The organism is Kluyvera sp. STS39-E (assembly GCF_040932435.1).
Taxonomy (GTDB): domain Bacteria; phylum Pseudomonadota; class Gammaproteobacteria; order Enterobacterales; family Enterobacteriaceae; genus Kluyvera.
In genome coordinates, this window is the sequence record NZ_JBFQGA010000001.1 from 194,537 (window position 1) to 217,408 (window position 22,872).

Consider the following 22,872-nt stretch of genomic DNA (forward strand, 5'->3'; position numbering starts at 1 on the left):
GAGAAATCGTCAGCCCTTGTTGTATTTGGTGGCCCCTGTTGGGTTTGAACCAACGACCAAGCGATTATGAGTCGCCTGCTCTAACCACTGAGCTAAGGGGCCTGAATAGCCGACGATTATAAAGTAACAGTGGGCACCAATCCAGCATTAAGCGCGCACATGCTGTTTTTATAAACAATGCATTATCAATTCGTTATACTCAACTGACGATGTATCGGTTGAGGATAATATGGTTAAGGACATTATTGATTCGGGATTGCGGGTGCTGTTTTGCGGCATTAACCCGGGGCTGTCATCTTCCTCGTTGGGCTATCCGTTCGCCCATCCGGCAAATCGCTTCTGGAAAGTGCTGCATTTGGCGGGGTTTACTGAGCATCAGTTGAAGCCGGAAGAGGCGGAGCAAATGCTCGATTTTCGCTGTGGTGTAACCAAGATGGTTGAGCGCCCAACGGTGCAGGCGAGCGAAGTGAGTGTGCAGGAGCTGCGTAGCGGCGGTCAGGCGTTGATTGAGAAGGTTGAACACTATAAGCCGGCAGCTCTGGCAGTATTAGGTAAGCAGGCCTATGAGCGTGGTCTGGGCCAACGTGGCGCTACCTGGGGGAAACAGACCTTTATGATTGGCGATACCGAGGTGTGGGTATTGCCGAACCCGAGTGGGCTGAGCCGAATTACGCTTGATAAGCTGGTGGTGGCGTATCAGGAGCTGGACGTGGCGCTGAAAGCGCGTGGTTTATAACACCGTAGCAAGCCCAGACTTGGAAAAATAACGTAGAACCACAGGCAAAAAAAAAGCTCCCATCAGGGAGCTTTTTACGTTTTTACTCGGCCGATTAATCGTCCAAGAAGCTACGCAGCACTTCAGAGCGGCTTGGGTGACGCAGTTTACGCAGCGCCTTCGCTTCGATCTGACGGATACGTTCGCGGGTAACGTCGAACTGTTTACCCACTTCTTCCAGCGTGTGGTCGGTGTTCATATCGATACCGAAACGCATACGCAGGACTTTCGCTTCACGGGCGGTCAGGCCAGCCAAGACGTCGTGGGTGGCAGCACGCAGGCTCTCAGTAGTTGCAGAGTCCAGCGGCAGCTCGAGGGTGGTATCCTCGATGAAATCGCCCAGATGTGAATCTTCATCGTCGCCGATTGGCGTTTCCATGGAGATTGGCTCTTTGGCAATTTTCAGCACTTTACGGATCTTGTCTTCCGGCATCAGCATACGTTCGGCCAGTTCTTCCGGCGTCGGCTCACGACCCATTTCCTGCAACATCTGGCGAGAGATACGGTTGAGCTTGTTAATCGTCTCAATCATATGCACCGGAATACGGATGGTGCGCGCCTGGTCTGCGATAGAACGGGTGATCGCCTGACGAATCCACCAAGTTGCGTAGGTGGAGAACTTGTAACCGCGACGGTATTCGAACTTATCAACCGCCTTCATCAGGCCGATGTTACCTTCCTGAATCAGGTCAAGGAACTGCAGACCACGGTTGGTGTATTTCTTGGCGATAGAAATAACCAGACGTAAGTTTGCTTCAACCATCTCTTTTTTCGCACGGCGGGCTTTCGCTTCACCGATGGACATACGACGGTTGATGTCTTTAACCTGCTCGATGGTCAGGCCGGTTTCTTCTTCAATCTGGCGCAGTTTCTGCAGACCACGGTTAACGTCGTCAGCAACATCGTGCAGTTTTTCGGACCACGGTTTGTTCATCGCGACTGCCGCGTTGAACCAAGTATCGCTGGTTTCATTACCGCTGAAGAGCGTGATGAAGTTCTTCTTCGGCATTTTGCACTGCTCAACGCACAGTTTCATGATGATGCGTTCCTGGGTACGCACGCGATCCATCATGACGCGCATGCTGTTGACCAGGTAGTCGAACTGTTTTGGTACCAGACGGAACTGCTTGAAGACTTCGGACAGCTTGTGAATCTCTTCCTGAGCAGCAGCGTGGCTACGGCCTTTGGCTTTGATGGTGTCGCGGGCTAATTCGTACTGAGTACGCAGTTCGCCGAATTTCTCACGCGCCAGCTCTGGATCGATGCTGTTGTCGTCGTCGCTGCTATCGTCGTCTTCTTCTTCTTCGTCTTCGTCGTCATCCCTTTCTTCCTGGGACAGCTCTGAACCGACGTGAGTCGCGGTTGGCGCCAGGTCTTCTTCGGCGTTAGGATCGACGAAACCGGTGATGATGTCGGACAGGCGCGCTTCTTCTGCTTCAACGCGATCGTACTGTTCGAGCAGGTAAGTGATCGCTTCCGGGTATTCGGCAACGGAGCACTGTACCTGGTTAATCCCGTCTTCAATACGCTTGGCGATGTCAATTTCGCCTTCACGGGTCAGCAGTTCTACGGTACCCATTTCGCGCATGTACATGCGCACCGGGTCAGTAGTACGGCCGATTTCAGATTCCACGCTGGACAGAACTTGTGCAGCGGCTTCTTCTGCGTCTTCATCAGTGTTGTTGGAGGTTTCAGCCAGCAACAGATCATCGGCATCCGGCGCTTCTTCCATCACCTGAATGCCCATGTCGTTGATCATTTGGATGATGTCTTCGATCTGATCTGAATCGACGATATCTTCCGGCAGATGGTCATTGACCTCGGCATAGGTCAGATAGCCTTGCTCTTTACCACGTTGGACAAGAAGCTTGAGCTGTGACTGCGGGTTTTGCTCCATAAGACGGTATCCACACTTAATTCATTTGATTGGTGTCGGCCGGCGAACGAACCGCCGACATTTAATGCGAGGGCGTACTTATATTAGTGCCGCTGCGCCTCGGTGCGGCTGTCGGGGGCTACCCGATAGGTATTCGGCAGTTAAGCCGTTAAATTCATTTCTTGGCCAGTTCCTGGTTCAATGTCCAGAGCTCCCGGCGTTCTTCGCTGCTTAAACCGTGTGTGCGATCGCGAGCTATCAACTCTTCTTGTCGCAGTACAAGCAACGAATCAAACATATGGTTGAGCGAGTCGGTGAAGGTTGCTTCTGCAATATCCTTATCTGCTATATCGTCCCACATCGACAGTTTTTCAAGGGTTGCAGCCTCATTTGTCCCTCGATATTGCTCTAAAAGTTGACCAGTGGTCAGACCGGGCTGTGATAAGCAGGTATTAACCAGCTCAGCAAACAGCTCCAGACCCGGCAGCTTTTTCGGGTCCAGTCCGGCTAGCGGTGGAACCCGTGGCGCGAGATCGGGGTTTTGCACCAGTAACCCTATAAGTATACGCATGGTCGTGCGTTTTAGCTGCTGAGTCGGGCGTACGACGCCATTTTCTGCCTGTTTTGGCATTAAACGATCAAGGGCTGCATCGTCGAAAATGCCCAGCTTCAGCCCCAACGTTTGGCGCAGTTGAATACGGTGCGCATCGCCTGGAACCTGGCTTATCAGCGGCAATGACAGCGCGGCAAGCTGCGTGCTGCCATCTGGCGTACTTAAATCAACCTGTGGCAAGAGACTGTTAAATAAGAACACGGAGAGCGGTTGTGCATGCTCCATCCGTGCTTCAAAAGCCTCTTTACCCTCTTTACGCACCAGCGTATCCGGGTCTTCACCGTCGGGCAGGAACATAAAGCGTAGCTGACGACCGTCGGTCATGTAAGGCATTGCCGTTTCTAGCGCACGCCATGCGGCATCGCGTCCGGCACGGTCGCCGTCGTAACAGCAAATGACGTTATTTGTCGCACGAAATAGCATATGCATGTGATCAGCTGTGGTCGATGTACCCAGCGATGCAACGGCGTAGTTAATACCGTATTGCGCCAGCGCGACGACATCCATATACCCTTCGACAACCAGCAGACGCGGTGGTTCAGCGTTGTGCTGCTGGGCTTCATAAAGGCCATACAGCTGGCGGCCTTTATGGAAAATATCGGTTTCCGGGGAGTTCAGGTATTTCGGCGTATCGTTGCCGAGTACGCGGCCACCAAAACCAATCACCCGGCCCCGTTTGTCGCGAATCGGGAACATCACGCGATTGCGGAAACGGTCGTAAGTACGTCCCTGGTCGTTGGTGACCAGCATTCCGGCATCGAGCAACAGCTTTCTGTTGTCGACATTACCGCCGAAACGTTTTAATGCGTTGTCCCAGCCTGGCGGCGCAAAACCAATAGCAAAACGCTGGACAATCTCGGCGCTTAGGCCGCGTTGCTCCAGGTACTGGCGTGCAGGCTCGGCATTGGGTTGGACGAAGGCTTGCTGGTAAAACGCATTCAATCCGTCCATTAGCTGATAGAGATTCTGTCGCTGATGACGTTCTATCTGGCTAAGACCTGTTCCGGCTTCGTACGGCACATCAAGATTGTGCATGGCTGCCAGTTCTTCGACGGTTTCAACAAACTCGAGCTTGTCGTAGTTCATTAAAAAGTCGATGGCGTTACCGTGCGCACCGCAGCCGAAGCAGTGGTAAAACTGCTTATCACCATTTACGGTGAAAGAGGGGGATTTCTCGTTATGGAATGGACAGCACGCATGATAATTCTTGCCCTGCTTTTTGAGCTTCACCCGTGCATCGATAAGATCGATGATGTCGGTGCGAGCCAGCAGGTCACTGATAAATACGCGTGGGATTCGTCCAGCCATAGGCCCCGTTTATTTCCACTTTATCCTTCAAACTGCCTCTGCGTTGGCTGCGTTCGTTCACCCTATAACTTACTGATGTAAGCTCCGGGATTCACTCGCTTGCCGCCTAAATACAGTGTGAATGATTTTGTGTAAGTGCTGATGTATAAACGAAAACAAGCCGCGCATTCCTTTCGGAAGCACGGCCTTGCAACTACAACTCGGTCTGACAGTTGAGAGACAGCGCTCTCAAAAGATTAGTACAGACGAGTACGGCGTGCGTTTTCGCGAGCCAGTTTCTTCGCGTGACGTTTCACAGCAGAAGCTTTAGCGCGCTTACGTTCGGTCGTTGGTTTTTCATAGAACTCACGACGACGAACTTCCGCCAGAACACCTGCTTTTTCGCATGAACGCTTGAAGCGACGCAGTGCTACGTCGAACGGCTCGTTTTCACGTACTTTAATTACCGGCATGTAACTCTCACCTTTAATAAATTCGGTTTGCCGCTGGCATCAACGCCAGCTTATTTCAAAATGGTGCGGAATTTTACTTCAATTGCTGCTGCTTTGTAAAGCACCGACGCGATTTTGAAAGGGACTTTTATAAGGACAAGGAGTATACACAAGCCATCCTCCCGTGGCGAACAAAGTTTTACATCAACCCGCCCAGGCTCTACACTGCGCGGTATTGAAATGAGGTAAATCTAGCCATGCGTGTACTGGGTATTGAAACATCCTGCGATGAAACCGGCATCGCAATTTATGACGACGAAAAAGGTCTGTTAGCCAACCAACTGTATAGTCAGGTGAAATTGCACGCTGACTACGGCGGCGTGGTGCCGGAATTGGCCTCGCGAGACCACGTGCGTAAAACGGTTCCGCTCATTCAGGCGGCATTAAAAGAAGCGAATCTGACGGCAAAAGACATTGATGCCGTGGCCTATACCGCAGGCCCGGGTCTTGTCGGTGCGCTGCTGGTCGGCGCAACCGTGGGGCGCTCTCTGGCGTTTGCTTGGGGCGTTCCGGCTATCCCAGTACACCATATGGAAGGGCATCTGTTGGCTCCGATGCTGGAAGATAATCCACCGGAATATCCTTTTGTGGCGCTGCTGGTTTCAGGCGGTCATACGCAACTGATTAGCGTTACCGGTATTGGTCAGTACACGCTGCTGGGTGAATCGATTGACGATGCAGCCGGCGAAGCCTTCGATAAAACGGCGAAACTGCTGGGGCTGGACTATCCCGGTGGGCCGATGTTGTCCAAAATGGCCTCTCAGGGCACGGCTGGACGTTTTATCTTCCCGCGTCCAATGACCGATCGTCCGGGTCTGGACTTCAGTTTCTCCGGCCTGAAAACGTTCGCGGCTAACACTATCCGCAATAATGAAAATGACGATCAGACGCGTGCGGATATTGCCCGTGCGTTTGAAGATGCGGTGGTGGATACGCTGATGATCAAATGCAAGCGTGCGCTGGAACAAACCGGTTTTAAACGCCTAGTGATGGCGGGCGGCGTTAGCGCCAACCGTACGCTGCGGGCTAAACTGGCGGAGATGATGCAAAAACGTGGCGGCGAAGTGTTTTATGCGCGTCCGGAATTTTGCACCGATAATGGCGCGATGATTGCCTATGCAGGTATGGTGCGGCTGAAAACCGGCGTTAGCCACTCGTTGGGGGTGACCGTCCGTCCTCGCTGGCCGCTGGCGGAATTGCCTGCAGCTTGATGCGTTGTAGGTGCCAATAAAAAGCCCTCGTTCAACGTGAAGAGGGCTTTTTTGTGTTCGCTATTCGGCGTCTTTCTTTTTGCGCCACTTTAGGCGCGACCAAATTTTGGTTTCCTGACGTCGCCACAGCCGCTGGATATTGTCATGATGGCGCAGCAGGATCAGGCATGAGAGCATTGAGACCGGAAAGGTATATTGCGGTTTGAACCACCAGACATAAAACGGAGCCACCAGTGCGCTGACGATAGCGCCCAGCGAAGAATAGCCGCTCAGTAAAATGGTGAGCAACCAAGTGCCAGCCATGACGCCGGTTAGGTCTAGCCCGATAGGTGCAATCGCGCCAAATGCGGTGGCGACACCTTTTCCGCCATGGAAATGGAAAAATACTGGCCAGATATGACCCAGACAGGCGGCGATAGCGACCAGCCCAAGCCAGAATGGGGATAGCCCAAGAGCGTAAGCGCCCCAGACGGGAAGCATTCCTTTCAGAACGTCGAATATCAATACGGCTAAAGCAGCGCCTTTGCCGCCAATGCGCAGGACGTTAGTAGCACCGGGATTACCGGAACCACTTTCACGGGGATCGGGTAATCCCGCGACGCGGCAGACCAGAATGGCACTGGAGATTGAGCCGCAAAGGTAGGCGAGGAGAATCATTCCAGGCTCGATTGCACTCATAACGCTGTTCCATTTTGAAAATGTCGAAGTATTCTCTGCATCTGTGGATAATACGCATAATTCGCCGGAAGTGGTATCCGGTTTAGCCTAAAACCAAGCAGGTCGTGATGGATATTGTATTTATAGAGCAACTTTCGGTAATCACCACTATCGGTGTTTATGACTGGGAACAGACCATCGAGCAGAAGCTGGTGTTCGATATCGAATTGGGCTGGGATAACCGCAAAGCAGCGGCCAGCGACAACGTTGAAGACTGCTTGAGCTATGCGGATATCAGCGAAGCGGTGGTTAAACACGTAGAGGGCAGCCGTTTTGCGCTGGTTGAGCGTGTGGCAGAAGAGCTGGCAGAGCTTTTGATGTCCCGTTTTCACTCACCATGGGTGCGAATTAAAGTCAGCAAACCCGGCGCCGTCGCGCGGGCGGCGAACGTCGGGGTTATCATTGAGCGTGGGCATAATCCTAAATAAAGTATTTGGCCGTCATTTAACTTAAACCAAAATGATTTATACCGGTCATAGTGCCGGGTTTATTTTATTGTTTACTTTTTAAGGGTTTATTAATGAGCGATATACACTCGCTGCTCGTGGCGGCAATTTTGGGTGTGGTCGAAGGATTGACGGAGTTCCTGCCCGTATCCAGCACTGGTCATATGATTATCGTTGGCCATTTGCTGGGGTTTGAAGGGGAAACGGCGAAGACTTTTGAGGTGGTTATCCAGCTAGGCTCAATTCTCGCAGTGGTGGTGATGTTCTGGCGTCGCCTGTTTGGTCTTATCGGCATTCATTTTGGCCGTCCGCCGGTGCATGAAGGCGAAGGAACCGGTCGCCTGTCGCTTATCCATATTCTGCTGGGGATGATCCCGGCGGTGGTGTTGGGGCTGGTTCTCCACGATGCGATCAAATCGCTCTTTAATCCCATTAACGTCATGTATGCATTGGTCGTTGGCGGTTTGCTGCTGATTGCAGCTGAATGCTTGAAACCCAAAACGCCTCGCGCGGTGGGGGTTGATGATATGACCTATCGTCAGGCGTTTGCGATCGGCTGCTTCCAGTGTTTGGCGCTTTGGCCCGGCTTTTCACGCTCTGGCGCGACGATTTCCGGCGGCATGTTGATGGGCGTGAGTCGCTACGCGGCATCCGAGTTTTCATTCCTGCTGGCGGTGCCGATGATGATGGGCGCAACGGCGCTGGATCTCTATAAAAGCTGGCACTTCCTAACCGTGGGCGATATTCCGATGTTTGCCGTCGGGTTTGTGATGGCATTCCTTGTCGCGCTGGTTGCCATCAAAACCTTCCTGAAGATTATCAAACGAATCTCGTTTATCCCGTTTGCGATCTACCGCTTTATCGTGGCGGCAGCCGTTTACGTGGTCTTCTTCTGATACGTTGCCCTCAGTCTTTTGGCTGAGGGCAACGCTTTTCCTTCCAGTTCGCTACCGCCTGAATTCGCCGCCGCGTCAGCTCTTCACGGATCTCTGGGCCTTTAAATCCAGCCTCGATCACCTCTTTGTTCCCCACGCTTTTTGCCACTTCCCACGCTTCGCGCAACAGTCGCCCTTGCGGATAGTCGCAGGCTTCAAAATGGGTACGGCCGCGAACGTCGGCTTCACTGGTTAGGGCAATTTGCTCGACGCGCTGCGGTTTGCGCCAGGCATCGATAGAGTCGAACAACTTAATCAGCGTCTTTGGCTGCAAAATGGGCAGCGTATGAATGAGATCGTGGAATTCAGCCACCAGTTTTGCTAAGTCGCGCATCTCATTGGGGATTTTCAGGCGCAGGCTTAGCTGTTCAACCAACTTCACGCCTGCCGGGCCGTGGCCGTGGTGGCGAGGCCAGAATTCTTTGGGCGTCAGCCCTTTACCTAAGTCGTGGCACAGAGTGGCAAAGCGTACGTCGATATCCGGGCTGAGCATGGCAGCCATCGTGAGCGTCATCAGCGTATGTATACCGGTATCAATTTCCGGGTGCCATTTTGCCGGGGCCGGCACGCCGTAAAGTGCATCAATTTCTGGGAACAGTACTTTTAATGCGCCGCAGTCGCGTAGCGTTTGGAAGAACACCTGCGGGTTGCGGGTGCCGAGAGCATTTTCCGTCTCTTTCCACACGCGTTCTGGCGTCAGATGCGCCAGCTCGCCGGCGTCGGTCATCTCGCGCATCAGCGTCATGGTTTCATCGGCAATGCGGAAACTAAGATGCGCATAGCGTGCGGCAAAACGCGCCACGCGTAGGACGCGCAGCGGATCTTCGCTAAAAGCTGGGGAAACATGGCGCAGAATGCGTTGCTGGAGATCTTGGCAACCGCCGTAGGGGTCGATTATCGTGCCGTCGTCATCTTGTGCTAACGCGTTGACGGTTAAGTCGCGGCGCAACAGGTCTTGCTCCAGCGTGACATCTGGCGCTGCGTAGCAGGTGAAACCGGTATATCCCGAACCCGACTTACGCTCGGTACGCGCGAGTGCGTATTCTTCGTGGCTATTGGGATGTAGAAAAACAGGGAAGTCGCGGCCTACCTGCTGGTAGCCCGCGTCGAGCATTTGCTGCGGCGTGGCGCCGACAACAACCCAATCTTTATCTTTGACCGGTAGGCCTAATAACCCATCCCGAACCGCACCACCGACCAGATAACTCTTCACGCCACGCTTCTCCTCATCATTTTCTTTCAGATAATACGAAAGAAGCGCCGATAAGGCGAATTATCCCCAGCCCAAAAGCCAAGGAAAGAACTTAGTTCATCCAGCGATCTTTACGCTTACGGCTTGGGATGATGTGTGGCAGGACCAGTCCAAGCAGCAGACCCATTCCCAGCACGCCGCCGCCATACATAAACCACTGCATGATGATGGTACGCTGTTTCTCATCCAACTGAAGATTGGCAGCATTCACCTTTTTCTGCGCTACGATAAGCTCATTCTTAAGCTTCTGGTTTTCATTTTTCAAACCATTAATCACGCTATCGCTCTCAGAGACCTTCTTTTGCATTTCTGCGGTGCGCTGATTCCAAGTGGTATCGATATTGGTGAGCTTATCGGTCAGGGTTTTGACCTGATTTTCCAAATCCGGTACGCGGGTACGCAGGCTTGGCGTTGCGGTGAGTTCTTTCAGCGGGATCCATGCGGTACGGCCGTTGCTATCACGCACTTGGCCATATTGGGTGCTGTCATTGGTCTGCAGCAGGGTGACTTCTTCACCTGCATTCAGAGAGCCGGCTAGGCGATAGTTATCACCCGGGCCGCTACGTACCCAAGTGTTCAGTTCATCAGAAACGTAACGCTTTTCATCAGCGTGAGCGATGGTCGAAGCGGTCAGCGTCAGTAAAGTAATGGCAATTAAGCGTAATTTTGGCATCAGATCATCGTTTTTGTCATAAAAGTGGAACGATAGTAGTGGCAACAGTCTGACGACGCAAAGCATTCTGCGGCAATCGGAATCCTCCAGGAGGAAAAAAACCGGCGTCAGCTGCCCACCTGACAAATTGCGCATTGCATGGCAATTTGTCGCAAAATACTATCTACTGACAAAAAGAATACCTGTAAGTTCGCCATAAAGGTATTTCCGGGCAACGAAACCAAAAGAATTCAATCATGGCTCAAGAAATCGAATTAAAATTTATCGTCGACGACGCTGGCGTTGAAGCGCTACGCAACCATCTGCAATCCCTGAATGCCGAGCATACTCCACCGGGGCAACTGCTCAATATCTACTATGAAACTGCCGATAACTGGCTTCGCCGCCACGATATGGGACTGCGCATTCGCGGTGATAACGGTCGCTATGAGATGACCATGAAAATCGCCGGTCATACCGTTGGCGGTCTGCACCAGCGGCCAGAATACAATATTGCTCTTAGCAAGGCTGAGCTGGCGCTCGACAAGCTGCCCGCTGAAGTCTGGCCGAACGGTGAAATGCCACAAGGGCTGGCAGAACAGGTTAATCCACTCTTTAGCACCGATTTCTTCCGTGAAAAATGGGTGGTAAACCAAGGCAAAAGCCAGATTGAAATTGCACTGGATCAGGGCGAAGTCAAAGCGGGGGAGCACCAGGAAGCCATCTGCGAACTGGAGCTGGAACTGCTAAGCGGTGAAACCGCTGACGTCTTGGCGCTGGCGCAACAGCTGGCGCAAACCGGCCTGCTGCGACAGGGCAGTCTGAGCAAGGCCGCGCGTGGTTATCATCTGGCGCAGGGCAATCTGGAACGTGAGATCAAACCGCTGACCATTTTGACGTTGCCGCCAAAAGCCACGGTAGGGCAGGCGTTTGAAGCGGCGTTGGAAAGCGCGCTGGCGCATTGGCAGTACCACGAAGAGCTGTGGCTGCGAGGCAAGGCGAAGGCGAAAGTTGAAGTGATCAACGCCCAGGGGCTGATTCGCCACATCCTGACGTTGTTTGGCGGCATCGTACCGCGTAAAGCGAGCGCACCGCTGCGTGATGGGTTAACCCAGGTTGACGCATTAATGGCCGGCAAGATTTCGGCGCACGACGCGGCTTTCAGCCGTGAAACGGCGTTGGTAAAGCAGGCCTTTACCGAATGGCTGGTCACGCGCGGTTGGCAGGCATCTCTTGATGCGAAAGCAGAAGGCAAAATGGCCGACTCGTTCAAGCGCTTTGCCGATACCCATCTTTCTCGTCAGGCCGCCGAACTGCGCACGACGTTTGCCTATCCGCTTGGCGATGCATACGGCGATCAACTGCCGCGCCTGACGCGCGACATCAACAGCGTGCAGATTCTGGCGGGCTACTACGACGCAGAGAAAGCCCAGCGCTGGTTGACGAATTGGCAGGGCTTGCGCCACGCCATCGAAACGCGCCAACACATTGAAATTGAGCATTACCGCAATGAGGCACTGGCGGTCGAACCGTTCTGGCTACACAGCGGAAAACGTTAATTTACTTCAGGGAACCCGTGTATGACGCCGCTTTCTTCGCAGTTACAGCAGCACTGGCACACGCTGGTGGAGCGCGCTCCGGAAGATTTTCCAATCGCGACGCTTAGCGCAAATGCCCAGGCTGTTTTCACCTTCAGTGATTTTGTTCAGCAAAGTTTGATGGCGTACCCCGAGTGGCTCACGTCGCTGGAAAGTGACCCGCCGCAGGCGGATGAGTGGCAGAAGTACGCGGGTTGGCTCCAAGCTGAGCTGGCTGAGGTTCATGATGAAACGGCGCTCATGCGCGCGCTGCGGGTATTCCGTCGCCGCATCATGGTGCGTATTGCTTGGTCACAGGCGCTCTCGCAGATAAGCGAAGAAGATACGCTCCAACAGCTTAGCCATTTGGCAGAGACGCTCATCGTTCATGCGCGCAATTGGCTCTACGACGCCTGCTGCCGCGACTGGGGGACACCGTGCAGTGCGGAGGGCGTACCGCAGCCGTTGCTGATCCTGGGGATGGGCAAGTTGGGCGGCGGTGAGCTCAATTTCTCCTCTGATATCGATCTGATTTTTGCTTGGCCTGAACATGGCAGCACCCAAGGCGGACGTCGTGAGCTGGACAACGCCCAGTTCTTTACTCGCCTGGGACAGCGACTGATTAAGGTACTCGACCAGCCGACGCAGGATGGTTTTGTCTATCGCGTCGACATGCGTCTACGCCCATTTGGCGATAGCGGCCCACTGGTGTTGAGCTTTGCGGCACTGGAAGATTATTACCAAGAGCAGGGCCGCGACTGGGAACGCTATGCGATGGTGAAAGCGCGGATCATGGGCGATGACGATGGTGTCTATACCAGCGAACTGCGCGCCATGCTGCGGCCGTTTGTTTTCCGCCGTTACATCGACTTTAGCGTTATTCAATCCCTGCGAAACATGAAAGGCATGATCACACGTGAAGTGCGCCGCCGGGGATTGAAAGACAACATCAAGCTGGGGGCGGGCGGGATCCGCGAGATCGAATTTATCGTGCAGGTGTTTCAGTTGATCCGCGGCGGGCGCGAACCGTCGTTGCAAAGTCGATCGCTGCTGCCGACGCTTTCGGCCATTGAAGCGCTACATCTGCTGTCTGAAACGGACGCACTGGCGCTGCGTGAGGCCTATTTGTTCTTGCGGCGCCTAGAAAACCTGCTGCAAAGCATCAACGATGAACAGACGCAAACCCTGCCGGTCGATGAGCTTAACCGCGCACGTCTGGCGTGGGGCATGCATGCCGATAGCTGGGTTACGCTGACTGAACGCCTTGATGCGCTGATGGCTGAGGTACGCCGCGTCTTTAATGATCTTATCGGTGACGACGAGGAGCCCTCGCAGGAAGAGCAGCTTTCTGAAGATTGGCGTGAACTCTGGCAGGACACGCTGCAGGAGGATGATACTCCAGCGGTGCTGACGCATTTAAGCCGCGATGATCGCCAGCGTGTGGTATCGCAAATTGCCGATTTCCGCAAAGAGCTAGATAAGCGAACTATCGGCCCGCGTGGGCGTCAGGTGTTGGATTCCCTGATGCCGCATTTGCTGAGCGAAGTATGCGCCCGCGAAGATGCGCAGGTGCTGCTAACGCGGATTACGCCGCTGCTGAGCGGGATCGTTACGCGTACTACTTATCTTGAACTGCTGAGCGAATACCCTGGCGCGTTAAAGCATCTTATTCGCCTGTGTGCCGCCTCGCCGATGGTGGCAAGCCAGCTGGCACGCTATCCGTTGTTGCTTGATGAACTTCTGGATCCGAGCACGTTGTATCAACCGACGGCAACCGATGCCTATCGTGATGAGTTGCGCCAGTATCTACTGCGCGTGCCGGAAGAAGATGAAGAGCAGCAGCTAGAAGCGCTGCGTCAGTTCAAGCAGGCGCAGCTTCTGCATATTGCGGCGGCAGATATCGCCGGCACGCTGCCGGTGATGAAGGTCAGCGACCATCTCACCTGGCTTGCGGAAGCGATGATCGATGCCGTCGTCCAGCAGGCATGGGTGCAAATGGTAGCGCGCTACGGCCAGCCAACGCATCTGCGTGAGCGTAATGGTCGTGGTTTTGCGGTTATTGGCTACGGCAAACTGGGCGGCTGGGAGCTGGGCTACAGCTCGGATCTGGACTTGGTGTTCCTCCACGACTGCCCGATGGATGCGATGACCGACGGCGAACGCGAAATCGATGGCCGTCAGTTCTATCTGCGTCTGGCGCAGCGCATTATGCATCTGTTCAGCACCCGTACTTCTTCGGGTATTTTGTATGAAGTCGATGCCCGCTTGCGTCCATCCGGCGCTGCGGGAATGCTCGTCACGACCGCTGAAGCGTTTGCTGACTATCAGCAAAATGAAGCATGGACCTGGGAACATCAGGCGCTGGTACGTGCCCGAGTGGTCTACGGCGATCCGCAGCTTCAGCAGCAGTTCGATGCTATTCGTCGACAAATTATGACCACCGCGCGTGATGGCGCAGTACTGCAAACTGAAGTTCGTGAAATGCGTGAGAAAATGCGCGCTCATCTTGGCAGCAAGCATCACGATCGTTTCGATATCAAAACCGATGCCGGTGGGATCACCGACATTGAATTTATTACCCAATATCTGGTGCTGCGCTACGCTCACGAAAAGCCAAAGTTGACCCGCTGGTCGGATAATGTGCGAATTCTCGAACTGCTGGCGCAAAACGACATTATGGATGAACAGGAAGCCCAGGCGCTGACCCGGGCTTACACCACGCTTCGCGATGCGCTACATCATCTGGCGTTGCAGGAACTGCCGGGAAATGTTGACCTGGCGAGCTTCACCCATGAACGTGAACTGGTCAGCGCCAGCTGGCTGAAGTGGCTGGTTCAACCGTGAAATGTGCTATTATCGCGCCAAAATTTTGATTCTCTTTGGAGACACGAATGAAAGTAACGCTGCCGGAATTTGAACGCGCAGGAGTGATGGTGGTTGGCGATGTCATGTTGGATCGCTACTGGTATGGCCCAACCAGCCGTATTTCCCCAGAAGCCCCGGTGCCCGTGGTGAAAGTGGAAACTATCGAAGAACGTCCTGGCGGCGCGGCGAACGTGGCGATGAACATTGCCTCCTTGGGCGCGGGTTCTCGTCTTGTCGGCCTGACCGGTATTGATGATGCGGCGCGGGCGTTGAATAAAGCGCTGGCCGACGTGAACGTCAAATGCGATTTTGTCTCCGTCCCAACACACCCGACCATCACCAAGCTGCGTGTGTTGTCGCGTAACCAGCAGCTGATCCGTCTCGATTTTGAAGAGGGTTTTGCTGGTGTCGATCCGCAGCCGCTGCATGATCGTATTCAAAGCGGTCTGCCGAACGTGGGTGCGCTGGTGCTTTCCGACTACGCCAAAGGGGCGCTGGAGAGCGTACAGCAGATGATTAAGCTGGCACGCCAGGCGAAAGTGCCGGTGCTTATCGATCCGAAAGGTACTGATTTCGAACGCTATCGCGGTGCGACGCTGCTGACGCCGAACCTTTCTGAGTTTGAAGCGGTAGTGGGCAAGTGTAAAACCGAAGAAGAACTGATTGAGCGCGGCATGCAGCTGATTGCCGATTTCGATCTTTCTGCGCTGTTAGTGACCCGCTCCGAGCAGGGTATGACGCTGCTGCAGCCGGGCAAAGCGCCGCTGCATCAGCCGACTCAGGCACAGGAAGTTTACGATGTGACCGGTGCTGGTGACACGGTGATTGGCGTGCTGGCAGCGACGCTTGCGTCCGGAAAAACCTTAGAAGAAGCCTGCTTCTTTGCCAACGCAGCGGCTGGTGTCGTGGTCGGTAAACTGGGGACTTCTACCGTTTCGCCAATCGAGCTGGAAAACGCCGTGCGCGGTCGTGCGGATACCGGTTTTGGGGTGATGAGCGAAGAAGAACTCAAACAAGCGGTTGCCGCTGCGCGTCGTCGCGGCGAGAAAGTGGTGATGACCAACGGCGTATTCGATATTTTGCACGCGGGTCACGTCTCTTATCTGGCAAATGCGCGCAAGCTGGGCGATCGCCTGATCGTCGCTGTGAATAGCGATGCTTCAACCAAACGCCTGAAAGGTGATTCTCGTCCGGTGAATCCATTGGATCAGCGCATGATCGTGCTGGGGGCGCTGGAGTCGGTCGACTGGGTGGTCTCGTTTGAAGAAGATACGCCGCAGCGTTTGATTGCGGGGATCTTGCCAGATCGTCTGGTTAAGGGCGGTGACTATAAGCCAGAACAGATTGCCGGCAGCGAAGAAGTGTGGGCGAACGGCGGTGAAGTGCTGGTGCTGAACTTTGAAGATGGTTGTTCAACGACCAATATTATCAAGAAAATTCAGAAAGATAGCGGGAAGTAACGCTTCGCGCTTCCCCTCACCCTAACCCTCTCCCTATGGGGGAGAGGGTCGGGATGAGGGGCTTTGTTTTTTTACGCTTTCTCGTCTGTAGCCGTACGGTTTTCCAGCTCGCTAATCCGCTGCTCCAGCAGTGCCAGCTTCTCGCGAGTACGCAGCAAAACCTGCGTCTGCACGTCAAACTCTTCGCGGCTAACCACATCAAGACGCGTCAGCTGTGACTGGATCACCTGACGAACTTTCTTCTCAATGTCATCACCAAACTCACGCAGGCCTTTCGGCATGGATTCATGTACCTGGCGTGCGATTTGCTCAATTTTTTTCGGATCGATCATCTGTGTTTCCCTGATTCTGTCGGCGTTATCGCTATTGTAGTGGCTTCTCCCGGTGCGATAAACCAGAATTGTTCGAAGCTAATGCATTGCCGAAGATAATCAATAGCGTTATAGTAAGTACGCTTATTCTCAGGGCGGGGCGAAATTCCCCACCGGCGGTAAATCAGCTACGGCTGAAAGCCCGCGAGCGCTTTCTGTGTACAACGGGAAGGTCAGCAGATCCGGTGTAATTCCGGGGCCGACGGTTAGAGTCCGGATGGGAGAGAGTAACGATCCAGCCGGGTTTGCGCCCGCTCGCGTTATCTATTGGCCGTTTATCGGCACTCCTAAGACTGCCCTGATTCTGGTAACCATAATTTTAATGAGGTTTTTTTACCATGAATCAGACGCTACTTTCCTCTTTTGGTACTTCTTTCGAACGCGTTGAAAACGCGCTGATTGCTCTGCGCGAAGGCCGCGGTGCGATGGTGCTGGACGACGAAGATCGCGAGAACGAAGGCGACATGATCTTTGCCGCCGAAAACATGACCGTTGAACAAATGGCGCTGACTATCCGTCACGGTAGCGGCATCGTTTGTCTGTGCTTGACCGATGAACGTCGTAAACAGCTGGAACTGCCGATGATGGTGGAAAACAACACCAGCGCCTACGGCACCGGCTTTACGGTCACCATCGAAGCGGCGCACGGTGTGACCACCGGCGTTTCTGCTGCTGACCGCCTGACTACCGTGCGTGCGGCGATTGCCGACAACGCAAAACCGTCAGACCTGAACCGTCCTGGCCACGTATTCCCGCTGCGCGCGCAGCCGGGCGGCGTCCTGACCCGCGGTGGCCATACCGAAGCGACTATCGATTTAGTGAGCTTGGCAGGTTTTAAACCAGCAGGCGTGCTGTGTGAACTGACCAATGACGATGGCACCATGGCGCGCGCGCCGGAGTGCATCAAGTTTGCGAAGGAACACAATATGGCGTTGGTAACTATCGAAGACTTAGTGGCCTACCGTCGTGAACACGAGCGTAAAGCGAGCTAATTAAGCTGCGATGCAGTATGACGAATTTAAAGCCCGGCCAGATGTGCCGGGCTTTTTTGTCGATATCAACCAATCCCCATCGCCTGTAATGCCACTAGGCTCAATCCCATCACCGACATTCCGCATAGCACGCCGTAGCTTGGGTTGTTGTTAGGATCGATCTCTTTTGCCAGCGGCATCAATTCATCTACCGACAGGGCAACCATAATTCCGGCCACGGCCGCCATGATCGACGCCATCAGTATTGGCGACACCATGCTGCCGAGAATGGCCCAGGCCAGCACGCCGCCGAGGATTTCCGCCATCCCTGAGATCCCGGCCCAGAATACCGCCTTACGCTTTGAACCTGTCGCCGCGTATACCGGCCCGGCGACAGCCAAGCCTTCAGGGATATTGTGCAACGCCACGGCGAGCGCGATACCAAACCCCAGTTCGAGATTGTTGCTGGCGGTGACGAAGGTAGCGATACCTTCTGGGAAGTTGTGCAAGCTGATGCCGAGCGTGAGCAGCACGGCCGTGCGTCGGATATTACGCGGCAGAGGCGGGTTGGTTTTCTGCATCAAATCTTGCGGATGGGCGTGCGGTAGCGCACGATCGAGCGCGAAGTAACCGAGCAACCCGACCACAAACATGCCGTAACCTAACACCGGTGACATGCCTTCAGTGCCCAACGCTGCAGGCAGCATTTCCATCAGCGAGATAAGCAGCATGATCCCGGCGGCGAAGCCGAGAGAAAACGCCAGCACCCGGTTTGACGGCTTTTGGCCAATGACGCCGAGAATGGCGCCAATAAATGTGGCAGCTCCTGCCAGTAATGTCAGAATCAGCGGTACCGACATCGCTTACTCCTTATGATAATGATTATCATTCATAATATTGAAATTCGTGATGGCTGGCGAGAGGCGACAGCATTCTTTACCTCATCCTTACATTCAAATTTTCTGAAGATCATCATCATGCTTATCTGAGTTTATCCTCACGGAAAACAGGTTAATGTGGTGTTATTCAATTATGCCTCTGAAAGGATAACATCATGTCTCGTAACCGAATGCCAGCACTGTTTTTAGGTCACGGTAGCCCGATGAACGTACTGGAAGATAACCTCTATACCCGTACTTGGCAGCACCTCGGTGAGACATTGCCTCGTCCGAAAGCGATTGTCGTCGTTTCCGCGCACTGGTTCACCCGTGGCACGGGCGTGACGGCGATGGAAACGCCAAAAACGATCCACGATTTCGGCGGTTTCCCGCAGGCATTGTACGACACGCATTACCCGGCTCCAGGCTCGCCTGAGTTAGCGCAAAAACTGGTTGAGCTACTGTCACCGGTTCCCGTCGCGCTGGATACGGAAGCTTGGGGTTTCGACCACGGGTCATGGGGCGTGCTGATTAAGATGTACCCGAACGCCGATATTCCGATGGTGCAGTTGAGTATTGATAGTACCAAACCAGCGGCATGGCATCTTGAGATGGGGAAAAAGCTGGCCAGCCTGCGCGATGAAGGCATTATGCTGGTGGCGAGTGGCAACGTGGTACATAACCTGCGTACCGCGAAATGGCACGGTGATTCCTCACCTTATCCGTGGGCGACGTCATTTAACGACTATGTTAAAGCGAATCTGAAATGGACAGGGCCGGTTGAACAGCATCCGTTGGTGAACTATCTAGCGCATGAAGGCGGCTCGCTCTCGAACCCAACGGCGGAGCACTTCCTGCCGCTGCTGTATGTCTTAGGCGCGTGGGATGGAGAAGAACCCATCACGATCCCGGTGGACGGTATCGAAATGGGCTCCTTAAGCATGCTATCGGTACTGATAGGCTAGCGATTACTCAACGAAAATGTGGGGATAGAAACGTGACAGATCCTGAGTGATCAGCGCTCTGTCCTCACGAATACCAATCCCAGCGGGCTGATCGTTGATAAGCCAGCTGCCGATCAGCATGTAGCTATCGCCAAACTTCGGCAACTGATAGAACTGTTGCACGATCATTCCTTCTTCGCCGTACGGACCTTCCACCTGTTCAATGGTTTTACCGTTTTCGACGATCGAGATATTTGCCCCCTCGCGGGAGAAGATCGGTTTCACCACGAATTTATCCATCGGTGGGTGTGCGTCTTCGGCAAAGTAGGCTGGGAGCAGGTTCGGGTGATCCGGGAACATTTCCCACAGCATCGGCAGCAACGCTTTATTGGAGATGATGCTCTTCCACGCCGGCTCAAGCCAGCGAACGCCCGCGTCTTCGAGCTTGGTGGAGAACATCTCACGCAGCATGTATTCCCACGGATAAAGCTTGAACAGGTTGCCAATAACCTGATCCTGGAGATCGGTAAACTGCCCCTTTTCGCCCAGCCCAATTTCATCGATATAGAGGAACTCGGTCGCGACTTCCGCTTCTGCCGCACAGTCCTGCAAATATTGCACCGTACCGCGATCTTCCACGGTATCTTGGCAGCAGGTCATATGCAGCAGTTGGAAACCGTGCTGCTCGCGCAGCTCGACAAAGCGCTCAATTAGCTTTTCCTGCAGGCTGTTGAACTGGTCGCTGCCTTCCGGCAGGTTGCCAGCGTTAAGCTGATCTTCCAGCCAAATCCACTGGAAGAACGCTGCTTCGTACAGCGAGGTTGGCGTATCGGCGTTGTTCTCCAGCAGCTTCGGCTCACCGGTGCCGTCCCACGCCAGATCGAGGCGGGAATAGAGCGACGGCTGGTTCGTCTGCCATGACTGGCGAACAAAGCCCCAGGTATGCTTTGGAATGCGGAATTTCGCCATCAGCTCATCGCTGGCGATAACGCGGTCAACCACTTTCAGGCACAGCTGGTGCAATTCGGCGGTGACGTCTTCCAGCTTTTCCACTTGAGCGAGCGTCAGCTTGTAATAGGCTTCTTCGCTCCAGTACGGCTCGCCGTACATGGTGTGAAAGTTAAAGCCGTATTCGGTTGCTTTTTCACGCCAGTCCGGGCGTTCAACAATACTGACTCTTTCCATGATAATCAGCCGCCCATCGAACGGGAGGTGGTGCCCGTTGCGCTACGTTGCATGGTGGACTGTTTTGCCACGGACTCACCAAAGCCACCGCGGGTGACGGTGTTGGTGGTTGCCGGTTTTGGTGCCATCGCCGTTTTCGGTACGTTCATTGAACGACCCGGCTGCGCTGCACCGTAGTTTTTGCCGCCCGCATCGGTGTACTTACCGTACGCTGGGCTTGATGGGTTCTTCGACGTGAACACCGGCTGCTGTTGATAGCCGCCCATGCCGCCGCTCATCATACGGCCCATCATGTAACCTGCCATCAGCGGCATCCAGAAACTACCGCTGCTCTGATTCTGCGCCTGAGCCTGGCCTTCGCCAGTCGGTGCCATACCTGCTTGTGCAGGTGCTTGCTGGCACTGGCCTTCACCGAATTCAGCGATACAGTCTTCACGGCTAGCGTATTTCGGAGCGGTGCGCTCGGCTTCTTTCAGGGCGTTGTTGTAGGTCGTTGTACATTCCGCGCTTTTGCTCGGATTGGCGGCAGAGCAGTCGTCTGCGTTCTGATACAGCGTTACGGTTTCGTCGCTTTTCTCACAGCCCGCCAGCATGAATACTGCGGTAACGGCGAGTGCGACCGGCGTTAAGTGGCGCGCGCCCCAGCTTTTACGAAATGCGGCGTGCGAAATATTGTTTGTCCGTTTCATTTTAATCTTCCTGGACCCAGTAGAGTGGTATTGCAATAGCGCTCAGGATAGTGGATGAGTGGTTGAAAATGAAGCGAAGAAGGGGATAAAGCGGGGGATCTTTACGTTGCCTTACGTTGAGAGGGGCTAAATAAAAAAGGCTCGCATAATGCGAGCCTTTATTTACGCTAAATCAGAGTTAGCGAATACGTGCTTTGCTGGTTGCCGCCGAGGTGTAACCATCAGCCGCAGCGTCCTGCTGAGCATTTTCCGGCGCGACGGTGGCGTTAGAGGTTGAAACCGGTTTACCCAGCGTATTGTTCAGCGCCAGCAGATCCTGCTCGTTGAGCGTGCCGAGCGCAGATTTGATATTAAGCTGGTTAATCAGGTAGTTATAACGCGCGCTGGAAAGCTGCTGTTTTGCGTTATACAGCGTGGTGGTTGCATCCAATACGTCAACGATAGTACGCGTACCCACGGAGTAACCCGCTTCCATCGCGTCCAAAGAACTCTGCGCAGAAACCACTGCCTGTTTGTAGGCGTTGATGCTGCTGATAGAGGCATTGACGTTGTTAAAGGAAGAACGGACGGTCTGCACCACAGAACGGTGTGCGCTTTCCAGTTGTTCGCTGGCGCCCACGAAGTTGTACTGTGCTTGTTTGACCTGCGAGTTAACCATCCCGCCCTGATACAGCGGCAGGGAGAAGCTCAGGCCAATTTTGTTCTGGCCGGCATCGTTGTCGTTGTAGTTGGAACCGTTAGTTTTGGAACCGCTGTAGGAAGTGTTAGACACCCCGGTGGAAGCGGTTAAATCCAGCGTCGGCAGGTGACCATCTTGTGCCAAACGAATTTGCTCACGCGCCAGATCCTGGCTCAGGCGAGCCTGCAACAGGGCCAGGTTGCGGTTTTCTGCTTCTTTCAGCAGCGAATTTACGCCCTGAGGTTTGTCGGTTTTAAAACCGTCAACGTTCAGAGAAGCCAGCTCTGGATAGTAGTTACCGGTGACCTGACGCAGCGCTTCAACGGCGTTGTCGAGGTTGTTACGCGCGGTGACTTCGTTCGCAAGGACGGTATCGTACTGTGAACGGGCGTTCTGCACGTCGGTGATAGCGACGAGGCCAACGTTAAAGCGCTGGGTCGTTTGATCCAATTGGCGGTAAATGGCCTGCTTCTGTGCTTCGGTGTAGGAGAGCGAGTCGATGGCGCTCAGAACGTTGAAGTACGCGGTGGCAGTATTGAGGATCAGCGTCTGCTGGTCGGTCTGATACGTGACGTCTTGGATGCCCGCAGATTTTTCCTGCAAAGTCAGAGCACGCCATTTAGACATATCAAACAGGCTCTGCGTTAACTGCAGTGAGCCGCTGGTCACGTTAGAGTTCACGCCGTTGCTGTCGCGGAAACCATTGGTATAGGTATAATCAGCACCCAAGCCTAACTGCGGTAACAGAGGGCTGCGCGCTTCGTTGATCTTCTCGAATGCGGCATCACGATCTGCGGCAGATTTACGGAGATCCGGGTTGCTGGTCCGTGCCTGCTGATAGACCTGTAACAGATTCTCTGCCTGGCTCATTGCACTGAAACCCGTAAGGCTCAGACCAATAAGAATAGGGAGCAATTTCTTCATTTGCATTTGCATTCCTTGTTGTGAAGCTTAGCGCTGATCTAATTCACAGAAAA

General features: G+C 54.0%; 20 protein-coding genes, 1 tRNA gene and 1 riboswitch. Of the genes, 9 read left to right on the forward strand and 12 right to left on the reverse strand.

Annotated features, from left to right (window positions below; translation table 11 throughout):
- Positions 1–26: 26 nt before the first annotated feature.
- Positions 27–102, reverse strand: a tRNA-Ile gene (locus AB4K05_RS00925).
- A 127-nt stretch (positions 103–229) separates the two neighbouring features.
- Here AB4K05_RS00925 and mug point away from each other — a divergent pair.
- Positions 230–736, forward strand: a complete 507-nt coding sequence (mug, locus tag AB4K05_RS00930; RefSeq protein WP_368478191.1) for a G/U mismatch-specific DNA glycosylase — start codon at positions 230–232, stop codon at positions 734–736.
- Between the two features lie 94 nt (positions 737–830).
- Here mug and rpoD read toward each other — a convergent pair whose 3' ends face one another.
- From rpoD to rpsU, 3 genes are all read right to left on the reverse strand, one after another.
- Entirely contained in the window at positions 831–2,672 is a 1,842-nt protein-coding gene (gene rpoD / locus AB4K05_RS00935; RefSeq protein ID WP_368478192.1) for an RNA polymerase sigma factor RpoD, read from the reverse strand.
- 154 nt (positions 2,673–2,826) lie between these two features.
- Positions 2,827–4,572 (reverse strand): DNA primase, encoded by a 1,746-nt coding sequence (gene dnaG / locus AB4K05_RS00940; RefSeq protein WP_368478193.1) that lies wholly within the window; start codon positions 4,570–4,572, stop codon positions 2,827–2,829.
- A 236-nt stretch (positions 4,573–4,808) separates the two neighbouring features.
- Complete coding sequence (gene rpsU / locus AB4K05_RS00945) at positions 4,809–5,024, reverse strand: 30S ribosomal protein S21 (RefSeq protein WP_001144069.1); 216 nt, start codon at positions 5,022–5,024, stop codon at positions 4,809–4,811.
- Between the two features lie 236 nt (positions 5,025–5,260).
- Here rpsU and tsaD point away from each other — a divergent pair, with 236 nt between their 5' ends.
- Positions 5,261–6,274: a tRNA (adenosine(37)-N6)-threonylcarbamoyltransferase complex transferase subunit TsaD gene (tsaD, locus tag AB4K05_RS00950; RefSeq protein ID WP_368478194.1), complete on the forward strand. Its 1,014-nt coding sequence runs from the start codon at positions 5,261–5,263 to the stop codon at positions 6,272–6,274.
- 60 nt (positions 6,275–6,334) lie between these two features.
- Here tsaD and plsY read toward each other — a convergent pair whose 3' ends face one another.
- The gene (gene plsY / locus AB4K05_RS00955; protein WP_368478195.1) at positions 6,335–6,952 is read right to left on the reverse strand and encodes a glycerol-3-phosphate 1-O-acyltransferase PlsY; all 618 of its coding nucleotides are present in this window, start codon (positions 6,950–6,952) and stop codon (positions 6,335–6,337) included.
- 107 nt (positions 6,953–7,059) lie between these two features.
- Between plsY and folB the strand changes: the two genes are divergently transcribed.
- Together folB and bacA are read left to right on the forward strand one after the other, a co-directional pair.
- Positions 7,060–7,419 (forward strand): bifunctional dihydroneopterin aldolase/7,8-dihydroneopterin epimerase, encoded by a 360-nt coding sequence (gene folB / locus AB4K05_RS00960; protein WP_368478196.1) that lies wholly within the window; start codon positions 7,060–7,062, stop codon positions 7,417–7,419.
- A 92-nt stretch (positions 7,420–7,511) separates the two neighbouring features.
- Positions 7,512–8,333, forward strand: coding sequence for an undecaprenyl-diphosphate phosphatase (bacA, locus tag AB4K05_RS00965; protein ID WP_368478197.1), 822 nt, complete (start codon positions 7,512–7,514; stop codon positions 8,331–8,333).
- 10 nt (positions 8,334–8,343) lie between these two features.
- Here bacA and AB4K05_RS00970 read toward each other — a convergent pair whose 3' ends face one another.
- Both AB4K05_RS00970 and AB4K05_RS00975 read right to left on the reverse strand, forming a co-directional pair.
- Positions 8,344–9,585, reverse strand: coding sequence for a multifunctional CCA addition/repair protein (locus AB4K05_RS00970; protein WP_368478198.1), 1,242 nt, complete (start codon positions 9,583–9,585; stop codon positions 8,344–8,346).
- A gap of 91 nt (positions 9,586–9,676) precedes the next feature.
- A complete protein-coding gene (locus AB4K05_RS00975; RefSeq protein ID WP_368478199.1) occupies positions 9,677–10,297 on the reverse strand; it encodes a TIGR04211 family SH3 domain-containing protein in 621 nt (206 codons plus the stop codon).
- Between the two features lie 236 nt (positions 10,298–10,533).
- Here AB4K05_RS00975 and AB4K05_RS00980 point away from each other — a divergent pair, with 236 nt between their 5' ends.
- Genes AB4K05_RS00980 through hldE form a run of 3 tightly spaced genes read left to right on the forward strand, consistent with a single transcriptional unit; the run spans position 10,534 to position 16,178 of the window.
- Complete coding sequence (locus AB4K05_RS00980; protein ID WP_368478200.1) at positions 10,534–11,835, forward strand: inorganic triphosphatase; 1,302 nt, start codon at positions 10,534–10,536, stop codon at positions 11,833–11,835.
- Positions 11,836–11,856: 21 nt separating this feature from the next.
- On the forward strand, positions 11,857–14,697 hold the full coding sequence (gene glnE / locus AB4K05_RS00985; protein WP_368478201.1) for a bifunctional [glutamate--ammonia ligase]-adenylyl-L-tyrosine phosphorylase/[glutamate--ammonia-ligase] adenylyltransferase: 2,841 nt from the start codon (positions 11,857–11,859) through the stop codon (positions 14,695–14,697).
- 47 nt (positions 14,698–14,744) lie between these two features.
- Positions 14,745–16,178 carry a bifunctional D-glycero-beta-D-manno-heptose-7-phosphate kinase/D-glycero-beta-D-manno-heptose 1-phosphate adenylyltransferase HldE gene (hldE, locus tag AB4K05_RS00990; RefSeq protein ID WP_368478202.1) on the forward strand — a complete coding sequence of 478 codons (1,434 nt, stop codon included), beginning with the start codon at positions 14,745–14,747 and terminating at the stop codon, positions 16,176–16,178.
- Positions 16,179–16,249: 71 nt separating this feature from the next.
- Here hldE and AB4K05_RS00995 read toward each other — a convergent pair whose 3' ends face one another.
- Positions 16,250–16,510, reverse strand: coding sequence for an accessory factor UbiK family protein (locus AB4K05_RS00995; protein ID WP_368478203.1), 261 nt, complete (start codon positions 16,508–16,510; stop codon positions 16,250–16,252).
- Positions 16,511–16,631: 121 nt separating this feature from the next.
- Positions 16,632–16,782: riboswitch (FMN riboswitch) on the forward strand.
- 105 nt (positions 16,783–16,887) lie between these two features.
- Between AB4K05_RS00995 and ribB the strand changes: the two genes are divergently transcribed.
- Positions 16,888–17,541, forward strand: coding sequence for a 3,4-dihydroxy-2-butanone-4-phosphate synthase (gene ribB, locus AB4K05_RS01000; protein WP_349595425.1), 654 nt, complete (start codon positions 16,888–16,890; stop codon positions 17,539–17,541).
- 65 nt (positions 17,542–17,606) lie between these two features.
- Here the strand turns inward: ribB and zupT are convergent, their stop codons facing one another.
- Entirely contained in the window at positions 17,607–18,380 is a 774-nt protein-coding gene (gene zupT, locus AB4K05_RS01005; RefSeq protein WP_368478204.1) for a zinc transporter ZupT, read from the reverse strand.
- A 194-nt stretch (positions 18,381–18,574) separates the two neighbouring features.
- On the opposite strand from zupT, the gene ygiD reads away from it, so the two are divergent.
- The gene (ygiD, locus tag AB4K05_RS01010) at positions 18,575–19,363 is read left to right on the forward strand and encodes a 4,5-DOPA dioxygenase extradiol (protein WP_368478205.1); all 789 of its coding nucleotides are present in this window, start codon (positions 18,575–18,577) and stop codon (positions 19,361–19,363) included.
- A 3-nt stretch (positions 19,364–19,366) separates the two neighbouring features.
- Here the strand turns inward: ygiD and AB4K05_RS01015 are convergent, their stop codons facing one another.
- The 3 genes from AB4K05_RS01015 to tolC form a co-directional block, all read right to left on the reverse strand.
- The gene (locus tag AB4K05_RS01015) at positions 19,367–20,527 is read right to left on the reverse strand and encodes a glutathionylspermidine synthase family protein (protein WP_368478206.1); all 1,161 of its coding nucleotides are present in this window, start codon (positions 20,525–20,527) and stop codon (positions 19,367–19,369) included.
- Positions 20,528–20,532: 5 nt separating this feature from the next.
- Positions 20,533–21,216, reverse strand: a complete 684-nt coding sequence (locus AB4K05_RS01020; protein ID WP_368478207.1) for a DUF1190 family protein — start codon at positions 21,214–21,216, stop codon at positions 20,533–20,535.
- Positions 21,217–21,394: 178 nt separating this feature from the next.
- On the reverse strand, positions 21,395–22,819 hold the full coding sequence (tolC, locus tag AB4K05_RS01025) for an outer membrane channel protein TolC (RefSeq protein ID WP_368478208.1): 1,425 nt from the start codon (positions 22,817–22,819) through the stop codon (positions 21,395–21,397).
- Positions 22,820–22,872 lie beyond the last annotated feature (53 nt).